Source organism: Pseudomonas sp. SJZ077 (assembly GCF_007993905.1).
GTDB classification, from domain to species: Bacteria; Pseudomonadota; Gammaproteobacteria; order Pseudomonadales; family Pseudomonadaceae; genus Aquipseudomonas; species Aquipseudomonas mandelii.
The window spans coordinates 578,262-599,644 of sequence record NZ_VIUJ01000001.1 but is presented as its reverse complement, the minus strand read 5'-3'; the positions used below and the strand labels follow the sequence as shown (position 1 = coordinate 599,644).

The following is a 21,383-nucleotide window of genomic DNA, read 5'->3' as shown; positions in this document are numbered from 1 at the left end:
AGCGTCGGGCGAGCGTGGGGCAAGCCGAGGTGGCTTTGCTGGAAGAGCGTCTGGCCATGTCGCTACTGGCGCAGGACGGCTTGAACGCTCAGCTCGAAGCCTGCCGCGATGAAATCGGTGATCTTGGCCAGGCCAACGCCGCCAAGCAGGCAGAGCTGGCCGCCATGCGCCGCGAAATCGAACTGCTACAGATAGAGCGCGACGATGCCCGCGATGCGGCTCACGCCTGGAACATCGAGCGCGCCGGCAAAGAAGCCGAACTGCGGCGTCTGGACTCTCAAGCGGCCTCGCTCCAGGCCGAGCTGCGTGAGCAGCAGGACAGCCATCAACAACGCCTCAACGACCTGCAAGGTTCGCGTGACGAGCTGCGAGCGCAATTCGCCGAACTGGCGGGCAAGATCTTCGACGAACGCGAGCAGCGTTTCGCCGAAACCAGCCAGCAGCGCCTGGGCCAGTTGCTCGATCCTTTGAAAGAACGCATTCAGTCTTTCGAAAAACGCGTTGAGGAAAGCTATCAGGCCGAGGCCCGTGAACGGTTTTCCCTGGCCAAGGAGCTGGAACGCCTGCAGCAACTGAACCTGCGCCTGAGCGACGAAGCCACCAACCTCACTCGTGCGTTGAAAGGGCAGAAAACCCAAGGCAACTGGGGCGAGTTGATTCTCGAGCGCGTGCTTGAACACGCCGGGCTGGAAAAGGGTCGCGAGTACCAGACTCAGGTCACTCTCAAGGGGCCGGACGGTGAGCGTTTCCAGCCGGACGTGATCATTTATCTACCGGGCGACAAGCAGGTGGTGGTCGATTCCAAGGTCAGCCTCACGGCCTATCAGCAATACGTGTCAGCCGACGACGATGCCATCGGCCAGATCGCCATCAAGCAGCACGTGCTGTCGCTGCGCAATCACGTCAAAGGCCTGTCAGGTAAGGATTACAAGCGACTCGACGGCTTGCACAGCCTGGATTTCGTCTTGCTTTTCGTGCCGATCGAAGCGGCGTTCTCCGCTGCGTTGCAGGCTGAGCCGACGCTGTTCCAGGAAGCCTTCGACCGCAACATCGTCATCGTCAGTCCGACCACGTTGCTGGCGACCCTGCGGGTCATCGACAGCCTGTGGAAGCAAGAGCGCCAGAGCCAGAACGCCCGGGAAATTGCCGAGCGCGCCGGGTGGCTGTACGACAAGTTCGTGTTGTTCATCCAGGACCTGGATGAAGTCGGCAATCGCTTGCAGCAACTGGACAAGGCCTACAGCTCTGCGCGCAACAAGCTGACAGAAGGGCGCGGCAACCTGGTCAGTCGCAGTGAGCAGTTGAAGCTGCTGGGAGCGCGCGCCAGCAAGAGCTTGCCGGCTGATCTGTTGGAGCGAGCGATGACCGACGTCGATGGCTTGGCCGAGTTGCCTGAATAGCTGAAAGCATCGCAAGCAGGCTCGCTCCCGCAGGGTTTTGTATGTTCACTCGATGTAGGCAGCAACACCGATCCACCGTGGGAGCGAGCCTGCTCGCGAAGGTGTCGGTTCAATCACTACGGGATTAAAACCTGTCCTTACAACGGCAAATGCCGGCTCAACAACGCCCGCAACGCCGCCGGTTTCACCGGTTTGGCCAAGTACTCCAGGCCCGCCGCATGCACCTGGGCCACCGTCTCCGGCCGGCCATCGGCACTGATCACCACCCCCGGCACCGGTTCACCCAGTTGGGTGCGCAACCACGCCATCAACTCGGTCCCGGTCTCGCCATGGTCCAGGTGGTAATCCACCAGCGCCAATTGCGGGCGTACACCGTCCTTCAGCAGCGCCGCACATTCGTCGCGGTTGCGTGCGGTCCAGACCTGGCAACCCCAGCGTGTCAGCAGGCTGTTCATGCCGATCAGGATGCTGTCTTCGTTATCGATACACAGCACCTGCGCGCCGCTCAGCACATGGCCATTGAGCTCGCTGACCTGGGTTGGCGCGACGACTTGAGCCCGCGCCAGCGGCACGCTGACGCTGAACACACTGCCGCGCCCCGGCCAGGACCTTACACGCAAAGTGTGACCCAAAACGCGACACAGCCCGTCGGCAATCGCCAGCCCCAGTCCCAGGCCTTTCTCGGCGCGCGTCTGGTGGCTGTCGAGGCGTTTGAATTCTTCGAAAATCACTAGCTGCTTGTCTTCAGGGATTCCCGGTCCACGGTCCCACACCTCCAGGCACAACTCGCCCTTGCGCCGCCGGACGCCGAGCAGCACGGGCCCCTTGGCGTAGCGGAAGGCGTTGGTCAGGAAATTCTGCAGGATCCGACGCAGCAGTTTGATGTCGCTGTCGATCCGTAATGTGCTGCCCCGAACACGGAATTTCAGCCCTTGTTCCTGAGCCAGTGCCTTGAACTCGGCACCGAGCGCATCGAACAACTCGTTGAGCACGAAGGGTTTGGGGTCCGGGTTGATCTTGCCGTTTTCCAAGCGGGAAATGTCCAGAAGATCGCTGATCAGGTCCTCGGCCGAGCGCAACGAGCTGTCGAGGTGATGCACCAGTTTCTGCGCCTCGCTGGACAGACCGTCCTCTTGATGGGAAAGCGCGGCGGAGAACAGGCGTGCGGCATTCAGCGGTTGCATCAAGTCATGGCTGACCGCCGCCAGAAAGCGGGTTTTCGACTGGTTGGCCGATTCGGCGGTGCCCTTGGCTTCGGTCAAGGCCACGTTCAGTTGGGACAGTTCGTGGGTCCGCGCGGTGACCCGCTGCTCCAGGCCTTCGTTGGCTTCGGTCAGCGCCTGCTCGGCCTCACGGAACGCGGTGATGTCCGTGAAACTCATGACGAAACCGCCGCCGGGCATCGGGTTGCCGATCAGCTCGATCACACGCCCGTTGGGAAACAGTCTTTCAGAGGTGTGGGCGCGGCCCTGACGCATCCAGTGCAGGCGGCGGGCGACGTGCACTTCGGCTTCACCGGGGCCGCACAGTCCGCGCTCGGCGTTGTAGCGAATGATGTCGGCAATCGGGCGGCCAAGCCTGATCAGCCCGTCGGGGTAATTGAACAGTTCCAGATAACGCCGGTTCCAGGCCACCAGTTTCAGCGACTGGTCGACCACGCTGATGCCTTGAGTGATGTTTTCGATGGCGCCTTGCAACAGGGCGCGGTTGAACTGCAACACTTCCGAGGCTTCGTCGGCGATCCGCACGACATCCTCCAGTTGCATTTCCCGACCTTCGATGGCGGCCTTGACTACCGCTCGCGTCGAAGAAGCGCCGAGTACACCCGCCAGCAAGCGTTCGGTGTGGGCGATCCATTCACCGTCGGCGTTCTGGTTCGGGTTGAAGCCTTTGCCTTGGCGGTAGGCAAAACGGATGAAGCTCTGCCGCGCCCGTTCTTCACCGACGAAGCGTGCGGCCAGTTGCAGCAAGTCGTCGATCTGCACTGCGAGCATCGAGCGGGCGCTGGGGCGCGCGCTGATTTCCTGACCGATGAAACGACCGGCCTGCCAGTGTTCCGACACCCTCGTGCGTGACAGCACCGACACCCAGGCGAACAGCGTGAAGTTGGCCGCCAGCGACAGTACGACGCCTTGGGTCAGCGGGGTGAGCGGCAGGTTCAGCGGGTTGCTGTGCAACCAGGCCAGCCCCGGGAAACTGTTCAAGGACAAACCGAGGCTGTGGGCCGCGATCGGCAGAATCAGGGTGTAGAACCAGAGGAATGTCCCGGCGGCGAGACCGGCGAACACGCCCCGGCGGTTAGCCTGTTTCCAGTACAGCGCGCCGAGCATGGCCGGGGCCAATTGGGTCACGGCAGCGAAGGCGATCTGGCCGATGGTCGCCAGGCTCGCTGTGGAGCCGAGCAGGCGATAACTGACGTAAGCCAGCAAAAGAATCACCACGATGCTGACCCGGCGCACCGACAGCATCCACTGGCGGAACACTTCGAACGGTCGCTCGGCGTTGTTTCGGCGCAGCAGCCACGGCAGCAACATGTCGTTGGAAACCATGGTCGATAGCGCCACGCTGGCGACAATCACCATGCCGGTCGCCGCCGAGGCGCCACCGATAAAGGCCAGCATCGCCAGGGCCGGATGGGCTTGGGCCAGTGGCAGGCTGATGACGAAAGAGTCCGGGAGGACCGAGCTGGGCAGCAGCATCTGGCCGGCGAGGGCGATAGGCACGACAAACAGCGCTGCCAGCGCCAGGTAGGCAGGGAACACCCATTTCGCCAGGCGCAAATCCTGAGGGTCGATGTTTTCCACCACCGTCACGTGGAACTGCCGGGGCAGGCAGATGATCGCCATCATGGCCACACCGGTCTGCACCACCATCGACGGCCAGTTAATGGTTTCCTTCCAGTACGCCTCCAGGCGCGGGGCGAGCATGGCCTGGTTGAACAGGTCGTCGAATCCGTCGTACAGGCCATAAGTCACGAACGCGCCGACCGCGAGAAACGCGAACAGCTTGACCAGCGATTCAAAGGCAATCGCCAGCACCATGCCGCGGTGGTGTTCCGTGGCGTCGAGGTTGCGGGTACCGAAGACAATGGTGAACAGCGCCAGCACCAGCGACACGATCAGCGCCGTGTCCTGGGCGCGGGTGCCCATGGCGTCGGCACCGGCGCCGATCAGCAGGTTCACCCCGAGGACGATGCCCTTGAGTTGCAGTGCAATGTAGGGCAACACGCCCACCAGGCAGATCAGCGCCACCACCACCGCCAGCGATTGGGATTTGCCATAGCGGGCGGCAATGAAGTCGGCGATGGAGGTGATGTTCTCCTGCTTGCTGATCATCACCATTTTTTGCAGGACCCACGGCGCGCAGACCAGCAGCAGGATCGGCCCGAGGTAGATTGGCAGGAATGACCAGAGTTGCTCGGCGGCCTGGCCGACGGCGCCAAAGAAGGTCCAGCTGGTGCAATAGACCGCCAGCGACAGGCTGTATACCCAGGCGCGCACTCGCGGCGGCAACGGTGTGCTGCGACGGTCGCCGTAAAAGGCGATGGCGAACATGATGGCCATATAGGCCAGGGCGACGGCGGCGATCAGCCCGCTGGACAGCGACATGGGAACTCCCGACAAAAGACACCCGGGACTCCCGCCCGGTCAGACAGTCTCGCACGATGGCCGGGGATAGTCAGTGTCGACCAAGGTCGTGGCGTGGTGGGGTGTCGCAGGGTGTTTGTCAGTTGGATTTTTAGTGTTTGTGCTGGCCTCTTCGCGGGCAAGTCGGGTCGCCGCATCTCACGCTCCTACAGGTTATGTGTCGTTTACATAATCTGCGAACGACAAAAAAGCCTGTAGGAGCGTGAGATGCGGCGACCCGACTTGCCCGCGAAAGCGGCCTCACTGATTCAAAGCAATCTCGATCAACTGATGCAACTCCTCAACCTCCAGCGCCGCCGCTGAAAACAGGATACGAAACACCGTCGGTGCCGCCACCAGGTTGATCAATCGATCAACACTCGGCTTCGGCTGATCCGGGTAACGGTCCAGAATCGTCTGCAACTGCCCGCCAATGATCGTCGTGCAATAGACCGGTGTGAGGCTGCATTGCACGTCGCGAAGCATGTTGCGGCCAGGCTCGGAACTCATCTCGTCCAGGTATTGCTCGGCCCAGGCTCGCACGTCACCGCGCAGGCTGCCGGTATTGGCGGGTTCGCTGTCGGGTTGCATGCGCGCCAGCGCGACGTCTGCCAGCAACACCGACAAATCGCCCCAGCGCCGATAAATGGTCGACGGCGTTACACCCGCGCGCGCAGCAATTTGCGGGACGGTCACGGTCGAGCGGTCCTGCTCTTCAAGCAGAGCGCGGACAGCCGAATGAATCGACTCTTGCACCCGGGCGCTTCGACCGCCCGGGCGTAAACCTTCTTTAATAGCCATACGGCGGACCTTAACACAAAGAATTTGCTTTAAGCGCGGCCCAGTAGCACACTCCGCAAAAGCAATAAATTAGCTTTTGCGGAGTGTGCGCATGTCCAGCTCGATATCAAACCGTTCCAGCCTGTGGTTCCTGGCGATCACTTTACTGAGTTTTCTCGCCGCTTCCACTGCACCAACGCCTCTGTACCACTTGTATCAGGAACACCTGCAATTTTCGCCGGCGACCCTGACCCTGATCTTCGGCGTCTACGCCATTAGCTTGCTCGCCGCGCTGCTCACGGTCGGTTCGCTCTCGGATTACCTGGGACGCAAACCGGTGATTTTCACCGCTGTGGCGCTGAACATGCTGGCCATGCTGCTTTTTATCAATGCCGACAGCGTCGCCTGGTTGATCAGTGCCCGGGTGCTTCAGGGTTTTGCTACCGGGATGGCCACGGCTGCGTTGGGCGCCGCGCTGCTCGACACGGATCGCCAGCAAGGTCCGCTGGTCAATAGCGTCGCTCCGCTGCTCGGCATGGCAGCCGGCGCCATGGGGTGCGGTTTGTTGGCCGAGTTTGCGCCGCTGCCACTGCAATTGACCTTCTGGGTGCTGCTCGCGATGTTCGGGTTGCAGGCGCTGTACGTCTGGCGTCTGCCGGAAAGTGTCAGTGCGCAACGTGGCGCGTTGGCGTCGCTGCGCCCGACCCTGCATGTGCCCACCCAGGCAAGGCGTGCGTTGTGGCTGGTGTTGCCGATCAACACCGCCGCCTGGGCGCTCGGCGGTTTTTACGCGTCCCTCGCTCCATCCCTTGTGCGGACGGCCACCGGATCGACTTCAAATCTGATTGGCGGTGCGACAGTGGCGGTGCTGACCGTCACCGGCGCGCTGATGATCTACACCTTGCGCAGTCGCCCGGCCGACAAAGTCTTGCGGGTCGGCGCGAGCATTCTGCCCGTCGGTGTGGCGCTGATTTTACTGGCGGTTCACAGCGCCAGCCTGCCGTTGTTTTTCATCGGGACGCTGGTCGCCGGTTGCGGTTTTGGCGCGAGTTTCCTCGGCGCGTTGCGCAGTGTCGTGCCGCTAGCCTTGCCTCATGAACGGGCCGGGTTGATGTCGGCGTTTTATGTGCTCAGTTATCTGGCGTTCTGCCTGCCATCGTTGCTGGCGGGGAATCTGACGCGGGCTTTTGGGCTGGTGACCACGACTGATGGTTATGGCGCGGTGCTGATTATCCTGGCGGTCAGTGCTCTGCCCGCGTTGATGCGTCAACAGCCTGCCAAAGTCTGTGGCGCCGATGCTCGATGACCGCTAGCCTTGGCGTCGCCACCCATTTCAACGGACCACCCGATGAAGATCATCCGCAGCAAATCCTTCACTGCTGACCGCGCCTGGGGCGCCTTGGATATCGCCAACATGAACGGCATCACCACCCGTTTGCACTGGACCGATCAGCCGTATAAATGGCACGTCAACGATGGGCAGGAAGTGTTCGTCGTACTCGATGGCCAAGTGCAGATGCGCTATCGCGAAGACGGCGTTGAAAAGGACACGCTGCTCGACATCGGCGACATTTTCTACGCCTCGGTGGGCACCGAACACGTTGCCCATCCACAAGGTGCGGCGCGGATCCTGGTGATCGAGACGGAAGGTAGCGTCTGACGCATATCTACAAAACAGATAACAGTTAGAGATATTACCCGTTATATAGATATTCGATTCGGATCTACCATGGATTCCACCTCACAAGAGGAGAGGAATTCACCATGACATGCCCCAACAGCACCACCCTCGGTTCAAGACCGTTCAGCCATTTGCAGCACCCGCTTGAGGCGATTCGCCAATTCACGCCCAACTGGTTCGCCGCAACCATGGGCACGGGCGTGCTGGCATTGGCGCTGGCGCAATTGCCCGTCGCCATACCCGGACTGAAGGCGGTGGCCGAAGGTCTCTGGCTGCTCAATATCTGCTTGTTCGTATTATTCACCGCCGCGTACACGGCACGCTGGGTGCTGTTCTTCGATGAGGCTCGGCGGATCTTCGGTCACTCCACGGTCTCGATGTTCTTCGGCACCATCCCCATGGGGTTGGCGACCATCATCAATGGCTTCCTGGTGTTCGGCTTGCCGCGCTGGGGCGATGGAGTGATTCATGTCGCCGAGGTGCTGTGGTGGCTCGATGTGGTCATGTCGCTGGCCTGCGGTGTGCTGATTCCCTACATGATGTTCACCCGTCAGGAGCACAGCATCGACCAGATGACAGCGGTCTGGCTGTTGCCTGTGGTTGCGGCGGAAGTGGCGGCCGCCAGTGGGGGCCTGTTGGCACCGCACTTGACCGATGCCCATTCGCAACTGGTCGTGCTGACAACCAGCTACGTGCTGTGGGCCTTTTCCCTGCCGGTGGCGTTCAGCATTCTGACCATTCTGTTGCTGCGCATGGCGCTGCATAAACTGCCGCACGAAAACATGGCCGCCTCCAGCTGGCTGGCGCTGGGGCCGATCGGCACCGGGGCGTTGGGCATGTTGCTGCTGGGCGCCGATGCGCCGGCCATCTTTGCGGCCAACGGCCTGCCAGGCATCGGTGAAATTGCAGCCGGGTTGGGCCTGGTGGCTGGGATCACGCTGTGGGGCTTCGGCTTCTGGTGGATGCTGATGGCGGTGCTGATCACCGTGCGTTACCTGCGCGACGGTATCCCGTTCAACCTGGGCTGGTGGGGCTTCACCTTCCCGCTGGGCGTCTATTCTCTGACGACGTTGAAACTGGGCAGCACCTTGAACCTGGCGTTTTTCAATGTCTTTGGCTGCGTGCTGGTGGCGATGCTGGCGGTGATGTGGCTGATTGTCTCGAAACGCACAGTGCGGGGCGCGTGGCGGGGTGAGTTGTTTGTCTCGCCGTGCATTGCAGGATTAAAGAAATAAGCCGCAAAGATTAGGTAATGTGTGGCCTGGATCGACGTTCGACATTCCAATAGCAAATCGCCAAGCCACTCTTTACCCAATCTCAGGGACCCATGGAAGATGAGCCACCCCTCACAGTTCACTTTGCTTCGCACCCGGCGCTTCCTGCCGTTCTTTGTCACGCAGTCCCTCGGGGCGTTCAACGACAACATCTTCAAGCAGTCGTTGATCCTCGCCATTCTGTACAAGCTGACCATCGACGGTGACCGTTCGATCTGGGTCAACCTGTGCGCGTTGCTGTTTATCCTGCCGTTCTTTCTGTTCTCGGCGCTGGCCGGCCAGTTCGGGGAAAAGTTCGCCAAGGACGCGCTGATTCGACTGATCAAGCTCGGGGAAATCGCCATCATGGCGGTCGGCGCCGTGGGTTTCCTGTTCGATCACCTGTCGCTGATGCTGGTGGCGCTGTTTGCCATGGGCACGCACTCGGCGCTGTTCGGGCCGGTGAAATATTCGATCCTGCCCCAGGCCCTGCGTGAAGAAGAGTTGGTGGGTGGCAACGGGCTGGTGGAAATGGGCACGTTCCTGGCGATCCTCGCCGGGACTATCGGCGCCGGGATCATGATGTCGTCCAGTCATTACGCGCCCATCGTGTCCACCGCGATCATCGCTGTCGCGGTGCTCGGCTACCTGGCCAGTCGCAGCATTCCACGGGCAGCGGCCTCGTCGCCGCAAATGCGCCTGAACTGGAACATCTTCAGCCAATCCTGGGCCACCTTGAAACTGGGCCTGGGGCAGACGCCTGCGGTATCGCGTTCCATCGTCGGCAACTCGTGGTTCTGGTTTGTCGGGGCGATTTATCTGACGCAGATCCCGGCCTATGCCAAGGAATGGATGCACGGCGACGAGACCGTGGTGACGCTGATTCTGACGGTGTTTTCCGTGGGGATCGCGCTCGGTTCGATGCTCTGCGAGAAGCTCTCCGGACGCAAAGTCGAGATTGGCCTGGTGCCGTTCGGCTCGTTTGGCCTGACGGTCTTTGGCTTGCTGCTGTGGTGGCATTCCGGCGGTATCCCAGACAGCGTTGCCGGCCACGGCTGGATCGAAATCCTTGGTTTTGGTCACGCCTGGCTGGTGCTGATCGACATTATGGGCCTGGGGATTTTCGGCGGTTTCTACATTGTGCCGCTGTATGCGCTGATTCAGTCGCGCACCCCCGAGAATGAGCGGGCGCGGGTGATTGCCGCCAACAACATTCTCAACGCACTGTTCATGGTGGTGTCGGCGATTGTCTCGATCGTGCTCCTGAGCATGGTCGAGCTGTCGATTCCGCAGCTGTTTCTGGTGGTGTCGCTGCTGAACATCGGCGTCAACGCCTACATCTTCAGCATCGTGCCTGAGTTCACCATGCGTTTCCTGATCTGGCTGCTCAGCCATTCGATGTACCGCGTGGAGCATCGCAATCTCGATTTGATCCCGGATGAAGGCGCGGCATTACTGGTCTGCAACCATGTTTCGTTTGTGGATGCGTTGCTGATTGGCGGTGCGGTGCGTCGGCCGATTCGCTTTGTCATGTACTACAAGATCTACAACTTGCCGGTGCTGAACTTTATCTTTCGCACGGCGGGGACGATTCCGATTGCGGGGCGCCAGGAAGACATTCAAATCTACGAAAAAGCCTTCACGCGTATCGCTCAATACCTGAAGGACGGTGAACTGGTGTGCATCTTCCCGGAAGGCAAGTTGACCGCTGACGGGGAGATGAGTGAGTTCAAGGGCGGGCTGGTGCGCATTCTCGAAGAGACGCCGGTGCCGGTGATTCCACTGGCGTTGCAAGGGTTGTGGGGGAGTTTCTTCAGCCGCGATCCGGGCAAGGGCTTGTTTCGTCGGTTGTGGTCGCGGGTGACGTTGGTGGCGGGGCCGGCGGTGGCGGTTGAGGCGGCGGAGCCGGCGACGTTGCAGGCGATGGTCGGGGATTTGCGTGGGGCCGTTAGATAGTCGGTGACTGTGAGGGCCTCTTCGCGGGCAAGCCTCGCTCCTGCGGGGTTTGTGGCATATCCATCATTCGGGATGCGCCAGAAACCCTGCAGGAAAGAGGCTTGCCCGCGAAGGCCATCTAAAGGTCAGGCGCTGACCTTGAGCCCAATCAACCCGGCAATAATCAACGCCACACTGGCCAGCCTGAACAGCGCCATGGATTCACCAAACAAAATGATCCCGGCGATCACCGTGCCCACCGCACCCACACCGGTCCAGATCGCATAGGCCGTGCCCAGCGGCAATTCCTTCATGGCAAGGCCCAGCAAGCCAAGGCTGATCGCCATGGCGGCAACGGTCAATGCGGTGGGGAGAGGGCGGCTGAAACCATCGGTGTATTTCAGGCCGACGGCCCAGCCGACTTCGAACAGGCCGGCGAAAAACAGAATGATCCAGGACATGAAAGACCTCCATCGATTGACGGGGTCGTCCCCAGATTAATGACTCGATCGAGCCGCGAGGTCGTCCTCGCGTTGCGCCATAGAGTGCCCATCATTAACCCGGGGATCAAGTTTGCGGATTACTCGGCCGCTTGCTGAACTGCGGTTTCCCGGTCTTGTTTTTCGCTCATGCGACGGAAATACGTCGAGAGCAACGCCCCCGAAATGTTGTGCCAGACGCTGAACAGCGCACTAGGCACCGCCGCCAGTGGCGAGAAGTGCGCACTGGCCAACGCAGCACCGAGGCCGGAGTTCTGCATGCCGACTTCCAGTGCCAGGGATTTGCGTTGGGCCAGCGGCAACTTGAACAGGCGCCCGGTGAAGTAACCCAGCAGATATCCGAAGCTGTTGTGCAACATCACCACGGCCATGATCAGCAGGCCGGACTCGGCAATCTTCGCCTGGCTGGCGGCCACCACGGCGGTGACGATGATCACGATGCTCACCACCGAAATCAGCGGCAATACTTCCACCGCATGGCGCACCCGGCTGCCGAGCAAACGCTGGGCAACCACACCCAGCACGATCGGCAACAGCACCACTTGCAGGATCGACCAGAACAGCTCCATGAAGGACACCGGCAGCCACGCCGAGGCCAGCAGCCAGATCAGCGCCGGGGTCAGCAGCGGAGCGAGGAGGGTGGTGACGGCGGCGATGGCCACCGACAGCGCCAGGTCGCCGCGTGCCAGCCAGGTCATCACGTTCGACGAGGTGCCGCTTGGGCAGCAGCCGACCAGGATCACGCCGACGGCGATTTCCGGTGGCAGGTGAAACGCCTGGCAGAGCAACCACGCCACACCGGGCATGATCACGAAATGTGCAACCACGCCCAGCGCCACGCGCCACGGATGGCGAGCGACTTCGGCGAAGTCTTCGAGTTTGAGTGTCAGGCCCATGCCGAACATCACCAGGCCCAGCAGCGGCACGATCGCGCCTTTCAGGCCGATAAACCACGTCGGCTGCAAGAACGCCACGACCGCGAAAATCAATACCCAGTAAGCGAAGGTGTTGCCGACAAAACGACTCAATGCAGCGAGGGCGCGCATGGCCTGATCCTTATTATTAAGTAACACCACAAAAACCAATGTGGGAGCGAGCCTGCTCGCGAATGCGGTGTATCAGTCGACATAAATGCCGACTGTCACAACGCCTTCGCGAGCAGGCTTGCTCCCACAGTGATATCACACGCTTTTAGATCCCTTGCGGAAGCTCTTCACCGCCCAACGCTTCAACCAGGGCCGGCAGGAAGTCGCCGAAGGTCAGCATCATCAAGGTGAAGCTGGCGTCCAGCTGGCCGAGGGCTTCTTCGCCGCCGTCCTGTTCCGCCTGGTCTTGCAGCAGGTCTTCGAACTTCAGGCGCTTGACCACCATCTTGTCGTCGAGGACGAAAGACAGCTTGTCTTGCCAGGCCAGCGACAGCTGAGTCACCACTTTGCCGGTGCTCAAGTGCAACTGGATTTCTTCGCTGGTCAGGTCCTGACGCTTGCAACGCACGATGCCACCATCTTCGTGGGTGTCGCGCAGTTCGCACTCGTCCAGCACAAAGAAGTCGTCCGCGGCTTTCTGGGTGGTGACCCATTCGGTCATGGTCGCGGTCGGCGACATTTTAACGGTCAGCGGACGTACCGGCAGTGTGCCGATCACTTCGCGCAGGGTGGACAGCAGGTCTTCGGCGCGTTTCGGGCTGGCCGAGTTCACCAGGATCAGGCCTTGTTTCGGCGCGATAGCAGCGAAGGTCGACGAACGACGGATAAAGGCACGCGGCAGGAACGCCTGGATGATTTCATCCTTGATCTGGTCGCGTTCCTTTTTATAGACCTTGCGCATTTGTTCGGCTTCGATCTCTTCGACCTTTTCCTTCACAGCGTCACGCACGACGCTGCCCGGCAAGATGCGCTCTTCCTTACGGGCGGAGATCAGCAGGAAGTCGCCGCTGACGTGCACCAGGGGGGCATCTTCGCCTTTGCCGAAGGGCGCGACGAAACCATAGGTGGTCAACTCCTGGCTTGCACATGAACGCGCCAGTTTGGTGGCCAGTGCAGTTTCCAACGCCTCGGCATCAAAAGGCAGATCTTGGGTCAGGCGATAGATAAGCAGGTTTTTGAACCACATGGGGCGAGTCTCTCCTTTATACAAAGGGGGGCATTATTCTCTTAGCGAAGCCATAGGCCAACCCTTCTCTAAGCCTTTGGAAGGCCTGCAAAAATTATTGTAAAAAGTGCTTGCCAGAGGTTGGGTCGCTCCGTAGAATGCGCGCCACACCGAAAGTGAAGGGTGATTAGCTCAGCTGGGAGAGCGTCTGCCTTACAAGCAGAATGTCGGCGGTTCGATCCCGTCATCACCCACCATTCGCTTTAGTGTTACGCGCAGCGGTAGTTCAGTCGGTTAGAATACCGGCCTGTCACGCCGGGGGTCGCGGGTTCGAGTCCCGTCCGCTGCGCCATATTCGGTAACCTGGAACGCTGAACGCCAGGTCACCACGGAAAAGCCCGCTCAATGCGGGTTTTTTTCTGTCTGTTGTTCCTGCGGAATGTGTTGTTTCACCGGTTTTCAGATTTTTTTGAAGATTTATTCAATTAAATCAACACTTTACGAAAATCTGTGGCACAATGCGCCCCGCAACGAAGGTAAAGGGTGATTAGCTCAGCTGGGAGAGCGTCTGCCTTACAAGCAGAATGTCGGCGGTTCGATCCCGTCATCACCCACCACTTACTTTCAACGCTACGCGCAGCGGTAGTTCAGTCGGTTAGAATACCGGCCTGTCACGCCGGGGGTCGCGGGTTCGAGTCCCGTCCGCTGCGCCATATTCGGTAATCTGGAACGCTGAACGCCAGGTCACCACACAGAAAGCCCGCTTTATGCGGGCTTTTTGCTGTCCGGGATTTGGCTTTATTGCTCGGCGTTGCGGCTGTGTCGGTAATCGCTGATCGCTTCGTACACCGCCTTGCGCAGACGGTTGATCCCGCCAATCGGGCGATGAGCCTCAAGCCCGAACCACGGGTTGAACGATTGGTTATCGCATTGCACGTTTAGCGCTGGCGTGTCGAAGTCCTGGGCGGGCAGCCTGATCCGTGCCACGGTTTCGAACGGCGCATCCTTTTCCTTCCATTGGATACTCGTGTCCTCGATCGGCATGTACTTGCCCGGATCCTGGCGCTGGATCTGCAAGACAAAGCACGCGGGCACCCGATCCGTCGACAACTGCTGATTCAGCGCATTGCGTAAAAAATTCGGCAGCTTCTGGTTCTGCGCCGGCAACGTGTAGGCCGGGCAACTGTCAGGGTCGGGCGTCACCCGAAACTTCGCATTGGCGTTACCGAACTTGTAGGGCGAGACCGAAAAGTACGTCGTCTGTGTCGGACTTTCCGGCGCAGGGGAGAGTGTCGCCAAAGCGATAAACAGATGACGGACCTGCCATGTGCGCGGATCCCATCCGGGGAAAAACGCCATCAGCTTCTTGCCATCGGCCTGGGCGGCCACATTCTGACGGTATTCGGCGACATCGCTGACGAAGAAATTCGGGTGGCTGAACATCACAAAGTCCTGTTCGCCACGGCTTTGTTGATCGGTGAGCAGTTGTTTGCCGGGCACGTCGTGCAACTTGATCGCCATGCCCCGGGCATCGCGGATACTGTCGAACTGTGGATAGGCATTGCCGTTGGACAGCCGCATCGTCGCTTGCCAGGTTTTGCCGGGTTCGCTGAATACGCCCTGACGCAGTGCTTGCGTCAGATCCGGCAGGACCTGGACTTCGGCCTTCACGCAGCCATGGGCCTTGGCGTGCGCATCACGCAGGTAGCGGGTGCTTTCCCGGTGCTGATCGACGATGCGCACGGCCGTCTGGATGATGTCCTGAGTCATCGCCGCTTCGCCATTCGGGATCAGTTCTTCAGCGGATACCGGTCCACTGTGCTGCCAGGCAAACCACGCCGTGGCCAGCGCCCAGCCGAGCACTCCCAGGCCCAGTACCCACAACAGGGTTTTGCCGAGAAAGGCGCCCAACCACATCCACAGTCTGCTCATGGCAATTGTGCCTCCAACGGGCCGCCCAACACTTTCAGATACTCCAGCAGCGCCCAGCGCTCCTGCGGTTGCAGCAGGCGACCGATGACGCCGTTACCCAACTTGCCAGCACGGAATTCGTGGCCACTGTTGTGATTGCCGGTGATGCGCGTGTCGAACTTGAAGCCATTGGTAAAGGCCTCGGTGCGATAGCCCAGGTGCCTGGGGTCGTACTCGAACGTGCCTTTGAAGAAGGTCGTTGCGCGTTCATCCTGGGGCGAGAGCAGTTGATAGAGGCTTGGCACCGAACCGTTGTGCAGAAACGGCGCCGTCGCCCAGACGCCGGCCAACGGACGGGCCTTGTAGGCGCGCAATTCACGCACGCCAATCGGCAGGCCGAAGCCATCCATCTCCGGACGCTCGGCCTCGGGGATTTTCGCCTCGCGATAAGCACGGTTTCCTACGAAAGCGGTGACGTAGGCCAGGCCTTTGGCTGACGAGAGTTTGCTCATGTCCAGCGGTTCGGCGGGCGGCGGCTGCAACTGCACATCCAGTTTCGCCAGCTCCGCCGGGTCCCATTGCAAGGCGCTGAGGTCGAAACGATGGTCGGCGATGTTATTGGCCGCGCCCGGGTCTGTGCCGATGTAATCCACCGGCAGCATTTTCAGGTGTTGCACCCAACGCCCGTTGGTCTGGACCGATCGAGGCACGTGGCAACCGGCGCAGTTTTCGCTGAACAATTCGCGACCTTTGACGGCCAGAGGCTTATCGACAGCGCCGAGCAGCGCTTCGGGCCAGGCCGGTGGTTTGAGCCGTTGCAGGGTTTGTTCGATCTGGTGCAAGTCGCGCAAGCGGACACTCGACGGATAGCGCTCGTCACCTTTGAGCGGCTGGCCATTGGCGTCGAAGAAATCCAGGGTGGCACCGACGCCCAGCGCTTCGCCGATGTTGCGGGCCATCGGTTGCTGCGCCGAACCGTTCCATTGCACCCAGTCAAAGGTCCACATGTCCCACAATTGCGGGTAGTCCACCGGCGCATTCGCCACGCGGTAATTATCAGGTGAAATCGCATCGCCGAAGCTGGCATTGGCAATGCGCCCGAAAGCGTCGGTGCGGCCGGGGCCTTCCTCGGTCGGATAGAGCCCGCGATGGGTATCGTTCCAGGCCACTTTCACGAACGTATTGAGGGAGGCTTTGAAGTCCTGGCGCAACTGTTGGCGGCGGGTGTCGTAGTCCTCGCCCAGCACGTTGCGGGCGAAACGTTCGAATTTCCACGGGTTGTAATAAGTCGAGACCAGACTGGCGACAAGTGCTTGTCCGAAACTGCCACCGCGTAGTGTAGGAACACTGGAAGGCAGGACATGCTGCGCCGAACCGCCGTCGATCCGCACGGCCTGGCCATTGAAACGCAGTTCACCGGTGTGGCAGGCGGCGCAGGTGATGTCGAGGAACTCGTCCTGGCTGCCGGGGTTTTGATGGCGGGCAAACCCCACGGGCAAGTTGGCAGGGTTGTTCGGTGTGGGTTTCTGCTCGGGGTCGATCAGGAAACCAAAGCGTGCGAGGTATTCCGGGGCGGCGAAGCGATGTTCCGAGAAGGGCAGTTCGAGTTCCTTGAACCAGTCATAGCGCAAGCCTTTGACCTGAGTGCCCTGGGGGGTGAAGTAGTAAGTCTGGCGGTCGGCGGCGCTCCACTGTTCCAGGTAATGCACCTGTTGTGCGGGGGACCAGGTCGGCAATTTCGGGTTGGCGACGTAGTACAGCACCACGGCGAGGCCCAGCCCCAGCAGCACAGCGAACAACACCAGCAGGCGGAATAAGAGGCGCAAGATAAACATCCTTGTCGATTTTGTAGCTCTCTTATGCCTCAGCGCTTGAGGTGCGGCAAGTGGCCATTACGCCAGATGCTGTGGGATCCGGTATTCGTCTCTGTGGGGCCCAAGATGACAGAAGCTTCATCGCTGCAATCCCGAAATGCGTTAAAACACCTGAACTTATCAGAAGTTTCCTGCTCTCATGCCGGTAGCCATTGGTCGTGGCCGCCTGATAAGCTCGCGGCTTTACTCGATTGCCCTTTAGGCGCATGAACAAGGAAATAGCATGAAACAGCATCGGTTGGCGGCGGCGGTGGCCCTGGTTAGCCTGGTACTTGCGGGTTGTGACTCGCAGACCAGCGTAGAGCTGAAAACCCCGGCGCAAAAAGCTTCCTACGGGATTGGCCTGAACATGGGCAAGAGCCTGGCTCAGGAAGGCATGGATGACCTGGACTCCAAAGCCGTAGCCCAAGGCATCGAAGACGCCGTCGGCAAGAAAGAACAGAAGCTGAAGGACGAAGAACTGGTCGAAGCCTTCGCAGCACTGCAGAAGCGTGCTGAAGAGCGTATGGCCAAAATGAGCGAAGAGTCGGCAGCCGCCGGCAAGAAATTCCTCGAAGAAAACGCCAAGAAAGCGGGTGTCACCACCACTGCTTCGGGCCTGCAATACGAAGTGGTCAAGAAAGCTGATGGCGCACAGCCAAAGCCGACCGACGTAGTGACTGTTCACTACACCGGCAAGCTGACCGACGGCACTACCTTTGACAGCTCCGTCGACCGTGGCAGCCCGATCGATCTGCCGGTCAGCGGCGTGATTCCGGGTTGGGTCGAAGGCCTGCAACTGATGCACGTTGGCGAGAAGTACAAGCTGTACATTCCTAGCGAGCTGGCCTACGGCGCCCAAAGCCCAAGCCCGGCGATTCCAGCCAACTCGGTGCTGGTATTCGACCTGGAACTGCTGGCGATCAAGGATCCAGCAAAAGAAGACGCCGCCAAGTAATCAGCGTCTGCTTTAAAAACAACGCCTCGCTTTATGCGGGGCGTTGTTGCATCTGGCGTTCAGCGAGGGTAAACAAAGCGAACGGATGCTGTACGGTGCAGTCATAGCCATTGAGGACGCCGTGCTAGCCGCGCCGGCGCGCCAAGTCAATGAAATCTTGGGTTTTTTTATGTGAGTAAAAAACGCCCGATCTGAGTTGAGCCCTTATGAAACGGGGCTTTCAGCCGTGAAATATAGCTCTGTTCACAAGGTTATCCACAATTTGTGTGGATAACATTTCAGCGGGAGGAATGATGAAAGCACCTTGGAATTTCGCTCGTTTCCTGCCACTCGCCGGACGCCTGCTTGCCCGTGGACGTTTGCCGACCCTGCTGTTCGCCGTCGCCAGCAAAGGGGCCAGTCAGGGCAACCGATTGGGCAAACTCAAAGACGATCTGCGCCTGATGCAGGCACTGTGCCTGGCCTACTGGCGTGGGGAGTACCGCGCCATCAGCCCGAAGGCGCTGATCTCGGTGGTGGCCGGCCTGATGTACTTCCTCAGTCCGGTGGATGCGATCCCCGACTTCATCCCGGTATTCGGCATGCTGGATGACATTGCCGTGCTGGCCTGGTTGATGAAAGTCCTCGACGATGAACTCAATGCGTTCCGTGCCTGGCGCAAACGTCAGTTGCCGGAGAAGCTTGCGGTGGTGGAGCGGCTCCCCGATACACCTGAGCAACTTCAGCTTCAAGGCCCGAAAAAAACCTGATTCGATTGAGGATGGTCCTTATATTCATACCCCCCGCGACCGTGGCCGCTGTTAGGATTACACTTCTAGGGAAAAGTGCCGACTCGCTAAGTGTCGTTGTCCTACGGGGAAGTCATGGATATTCAGATAATCACACGCGAAGGCGAGCCCGAATACGCGGTTTTGCCGTGGGCTCAGTACCAGGCTCTACTGAAAGCAGCAGGCATCAACCAACAACCGGCGCCCGACACGCCGGCGCGTCAAGCCACATCATCAGACCCGATTCTTCCAGGTCTGGATCAACTACGCAGTTTGCGCGAAGGGAAGGGCATCGCCATCGAGGCGCTGGCCCGCACGGTAGGCATCAGCCCGTCTTATCTGGCCCTGATCGAAAGTGGCGAGCGTCTACCCGACGCTGCGATTCGCCGCAGTCTGGCCTGGGAACTGACGGTGCCAGGGTGGAGGGATGAATCGTGAGCGTCCGCATCAGTCGTCAACATTGGGACGGGTTGTTGGGTGAGCTGGATCAGGCCCGCCGCCAACGGCATCTGCTGACTTATCGAGCCTTGCTTGAACGTTTGCAGTTGCCCACGCCGGCCATGCAAACCCTCACCGCTGCGCTGGAGCATCTGGCTGCGCTGGACGCCAAGGCCGAGCAGCCGCTGCGCAGCTCGCTGGTGATCAGCCAGGGCGCCAGTCGCCTGCCACGCACCGGTTTCTTCGAATGTGTCGAGCGTCTGGGGCGTTTCTCGGGACCGTCCGACGGTGTCGCCGCCGCCTCATGGCACGCTTCGGAAGTGGTGCGCGTGTTCGAATACGAATACCCGGAATCGGCGGAGGCCTGAGTGTTTTTACGCCTCAAGGCACGGGCCAGTTACTGGCTGGCCCGCCGGTTGTTTCACTGGTCGTGGTTCGTGCGACAGCCCCGCGGCTGGAGTTGGCTCGAAGGCCAGTTCGCACGGATGGCCAATCTGGGTGATGTCGGCGCGCAAAGCTTCTATGGCCACATCCTGACCTTTCGTGGCGTTGGCCTTGGGGCTCGCGAGGAGGGTGTGCGATTGCTGCGCCTGGCGGCTTTGGCGGGGGATGGCAAAGCGGCGTATCAGGTGGGAGTGATCAGTTTGGCGGGGACGCCGAGCAAGGCGCCGGATCCGGTGGAAGCGGCGCGGTTCTGGCGGATTGCGGTGCAGGCTGGGCATCCGCTGGCGGAGATCAAGTTGAAAGGGTTGGAGAGTGGCGATACTGCGCAGTAATTGATGCGCCTGACTGCGGATGTCAGGTGTTAAGAGTTGAATCTGATCAAGGAAGATAAAACATTGAAAACAGCTTTCGGCGCCCTGTTTCTGGTCTGCCTGACCACGAGTGTATTCGCTGGCGATAACGCTATCGGTTTCCAGGCCTCTACGTTGCCAGACACGCAAAACGACCGCCCACTGGAAATGGTCGTCTGGTACCCCACCGCAACCACCGCCACCCCTCAATTGTTCGGCGACAACCCAGCGTTTGTCGGGGCCCTCGCCGTGCCCAACGCGCCACCGACCGCCGGCGAGCATCCATTGGTGGTGCTCTCCCACGGTTTCGGGGGTAATTGGATCAACCAGACATGGCTGGCCAGCGCACTCGCCCACAAAGGTTACATCGTGGCGGCAGTCAACCACCCCGGCAGCACCAGCAAAGACCGCACCCCTCAAGCTGCGGCGCAGTTATGGCGGCGGCCCGCCGACCTCAGCCGGGCCATCGACGCGGTCACGGCTCAGCCGCAACAATTCGGCGCGGTCGCCAAGCATCGAATCGCCGCCGTGGGCCATTCCCTCGGCGGCTGGACCGTCATGGAAACCGCCGGCGCCCGTTTCGACCCCGACCGCTTTGCCCTGGACTGCAAAACCCACACGAAGTTGGCCAGTTGCAACGTCTACCGACAGATGAACCCCGCCAGCACTTCGGTATCGAAGGCCCGGCTGGCCGCCGATTTGAGCGATAAACGTGTCACCGCAGTTGTTTCACTGGACCTGGGACTGTCACGCGGGATGACTGATGACAGCCTTGCGGGGCTGCCAGTGCCGACGCTAGTGATTGCGGCGGGCGTGCCTTCTGAGGAGCTACCCGCGCAGTTGGAGTCAGCTGACTTGGCTAAACGTCTGCCCCAAGCGTCGACGCGCTATGTCGAGATTAAAGACGCTAGCCACTTTAGTTTTATGGCGGTGTGCAAACCTGGAGCGGTAGCGCTTCTTGAGGAAGACGTGCCGGGAGATGGGATTATTTGTGGGGATGCTGAGGGAGGGAGGGCTCGGGAGGTGATTCAGGAGCAGGTTGCGTCGCTGATTGCGGAGTTTTTGGTGCAATCACCGCGCGACTGAAAGAGCGAGGGTGTATGGGACGTGGCGTGAGGGAAACCTCTCGCCACGTCCGCAAAGCAAATGCCTACGCTTCATCCTGATCCACCCTACGAAAAGCCGATTTCCCATCCAAAAAACCGCTTCATGGCGCTCGATGACTCTCAGCGACTTCGCGTTGCTTTGCGCCATTCCGTTGCATGAGGGCTGTGATGTGGTTAGGCGGCGGTTCGGATTGAATCCAGAGATTTTTGTTGTGTGGTCTGGCCTCTTCGCGGGCAAGCCTCGCTCCTACGGGAGATGGGTAGTCCACAATAGTTGCGAACGACAAAAA

18 protein-coding genes and 4 tRNA genes are annotated in these 21,383 nt (G+C 60.2%); 15 read left to right on the top strand and 7 right to left on the bottom strand.

What is annotated here, in order from left to right; translation table 11 throughout:
• The first annotated feature begins 35 nt into the window (after positions 1-35).
• The gene (gene rmuC / locus FBY01_RS02985; RefSeq protein WP_169857066.1) at positions 36-1,400 is read left to right on the top strand and encodes a DNA recombination protein RmuC; all 1,365 of its coding nucleotides are present in this window, start codon (positions 36-38) and stop codon (positions 1,398-1,400) included.
• A 137-nt stretch (positions 1,401-1,537) separates the two neighbouring features.
• Here rmuC and FBY01_RS02980 read toward each other — a convergent pair whose 3' ends face one another.
• Positions 1,538-5,008: a hybrid sensor histidine kinase/response regulator gene (locus FBY01_RS02980; RefSeq protein ID WP_077749800.1), complete on the bottom strand. Its 3,471-nt coding sequence runs from the start codon at positions 5,006-5,008 to the stop codon at positions 1,538-1,540.
• Between the two features lie 279 nt (positions 5,009-5,287).
• Positions 5,288-5,827 carry a TetR/AcrR family transcriptional regulator gene (locus FBY01_RS02975; RefSeq protein WP_010456762.1) on the bottom strand — a complete coding sequence of 180 codons (540 nt, stop codon included), beginning with the start codon at positions 5,825-5,827 and terminating at the stop codon, positions 5,288-5,290.
• 91 nt (positions 5,828-5,918) lie between these two features.
• Here FBY01_RS02975 and FBY01_RS02970 point away from each other — a divergent pair, with 91 nt between their 5' ends.
• The 4 genes from FBY01_RS02970 to FBY01_RS02955 all read left to right on the top strand — a co-directional run bounded on the left by FBY01_RS02970 (position 5,919) and on the right by FBY01_RS02955 (position 10,696).
• Entirely contained in the window at positions 5,919-7,112 is a 1,194-nt protein-coding gene (locus FBY01_RS02970) for an MFS transporter (RefSeq protein WP_145305827.1), read from the top strand.
• A gap of 42 nt (positions 7,113-7,154) precedes the next feature.
• Positions 7,155-7,466, top strand: coding sequence for a cupin (locus tag FBY01_RS02965; RefSeq protein ID WP_010456760.1), 312 nt, complete (start codon positions 7,155-7,157; stop codon positions 7,464-7,466).
• 104 nt (positions 7,467-7,570) lie between these two features.
• Positions 7,571-8,722, top strand: coding sequence for a TDT family transporter (locus tag FBY01_RS02960; RefSeq protein ID WP_145305829.1), 1,152 nt, complete (start codon positions 7,571-7,573; stop codon positions 8,720-8,722).
• 99 nt (positions 8,723-8,821) lie between these two features.
• Complete coding sequence (locus FBY01_RS02955) at positions 8,822-10,696, top strand: MFS transporter (RefSeq protein ID WP_145305831.1); 1,875 nt, start codon at positions 8,822-8,824, stop codon at positions 10,694-10,696.
• Positions 10,697-10,821: 125 nt separating this feature from the next.
• On the opposite strand, the gene sugE is transcribed toward FBY01_RS02955, so the two are convergent.
• The 3 genes from sugE to rdgC all read right to left on the bottom strand — a co-directional run bounded on the left by sugE (position 10,822) and on the right by rdgC (position 13,287).
• The gene (gene sugE / locus FBY01_RS02950; RefSeq protein WP_010456757.1) at positions 10,822-11,136 is read right to left on the bottom strand and encodes a quaternary ammonium compound efflux SMR transporter SugE; all 315 of its coding nucleotides are present in this window, start codon (positions 11,134-11,136) and stop codon (positions 10,822-10,824) included.
• Between the two features lie 119 nt (positions 11,137-11,255).
• On the bottom strand, positions 11,256-12,221 hold the full coding sequence (locus FBY01_RS02945; protein ID WP_077749803.1) for a bile acid:sodium symporter family protein: 966 nt from the start codon (positions 12,219-12,221) through the stop codon (positions 11,256-11,258).
• Between the two features lie 145 nt (positions 12,222-12,366).
• Positions 12,367-13,287, bottom strand: coding sequence for a recombination-associated protein RdgC (rdgC, locus tag FBY01_RS02940; protein WP_077749804.1), 921 nt, complete (start codon positions 13,285-13,287; stop codon positions 12,367-12,369).
• 160 nt (positions 13,288-13,447) lie between these two features.
• Between rdgC and FBY01_RS02935 the strand changes: the two genes are divergently transcribed.
• From FBY01_RS02935 to FBY01_RS02920, 4 genes are all read left to right on the top strand, one after another.
• Positions 13,448-13,523: transfer RNA gene (locus tag FBY01_RS02935), tRNA-Val, on the top strand.
• 18 nt (positions 13,524-13,541) lie between these two features.
• Positions 13,542-13,618: transfer RNA gene (locus FBY01_RS02930), tRNA-Asp, on the top strand.
• A gap of 189 nt (positions 13,619-13,807) precedes the next feature.
• Positions 13,808-13,883 (top strand) — tRNA-Val (locus FBY01_RS02925).
• A gap of 19 nt (positions 13,884-13,902) precedes the next feature.
• Positions 13,903-13,979: transfer RNA gene (locus tag FBY01_RS02920), tRNA-Asp, on the top strand.
• 85 nt (positions 13,980-14,064) lie between these two features.
• Here FBY01_RS02920 and FBY01_RS02915 read toward each other — a convergent pair.
• Both FBY01_RS02915 and FBY01_RS02910 read right to left on the bottom strand, forming a co-directional pair.
• Entirely contained in the window at positions 14,065-15,198 is a 1,134-nt protein-coding gene (locus FBY01_RS02915) for a catalase family protein (RefSeq protein ID WP_145305833.1), read from the bottom strand.
• The gene (locus FBY01_RS02910; RefSeq protein ID WP_145305835.1) at positions 15,195-17,003 is read right to left on the bottom strand and encodes a di-heme-cytochrome C peroxidase; all 1,809 of its coding nucleotides are present in this window, start codon (positions 17,001-17,003) and stop codon (positions 15,195-15,197) included. The genes FBY01_RS02915 and FBY01_RS02910 overlap by 4 nt, the downstream gene beginning before the upstream one ends.
• 271 nt (positions 17,004-17,274) lie before the next feature.
• On the opposite strand from FBY01_RS02910, the gene FBY01_RS02905 reads away from it, so the two are divergent.
• The 6 genes from FBY01_RS02905 (at position 17,275) to FBY01_RS02880 (ending at position 21,073) form a co-directional block, all read left to right on the top strand.
• The gene (locus FBY01_RS02905; RefSeq protein ID WP_010456752.1) at positions 17,275-17,988 is read left to right on the top strand and encodes an FKBP-type peptidyl-prolyl cis-trans isomerase; all 714 of its coding nucleotides are present in this window, start codon (positions 17,275-17,277) and stop codon (positions 17,986-17,988) included.
• A gap of 293 nt (positions 17,989-18,281) precedes the next feature.
• Entirely contained in the window at positions 18,282-18,737 is a 456-nt protein-coding gene (locus tag FBY01_RS02900) for a YkvA family protein (RefSeq protein WP_010456751.1), read from the top strand.
• A gap of 114 nt (positions 18,738-18,851) precedes the next feature.
• Positions 18,852-19,193: a helix-turn-helix transcriptional regulator gene (locus FBY01_RS02895; protein WP_077748155.1), complete on the top strand. Its 342-nt coding sequence runs from the start codon at positions 18,852-18,854 to the stop codon at positions 19,191-19,193.
• Positions 19,190-19,561, top strand: coding sequence for a hypothetical protein (locus FBY01_RS02890; protein WP_003223109.1), 372 nt, complete (start codon positions 19,190-19,192; stop codon positions 19,559-19,561). The genes FBY01_RS02895 and FBY01_RS02890 overlap by 4 nt, the downstream gene beginning before the upstream one ends.
• Positions 19,562-19,969, top strand: a complete 408-nt coding sequence (locus FBY01_RS02885) for a sel1 repeat family protein (protein WP_083376029.1) — start codon at positions 19,562-19,564, stop codon at positions 19,967-19,969.
• A 63-nt stretch (positions 19,970-20,032) separates the two neighbouring features.
• Entirely contained in the window at positions 20,033-21,073 is a 1,041-nt protein-coding gene (locus tag FBY01_RS02880; RefSeq protein ID WP_102599433.1) for an alpha/beta fold hydrolase, read from the top strand.
• The last annotated feature ends 310 nt before the right edge of the window (positions 21,074-21,383 follow it).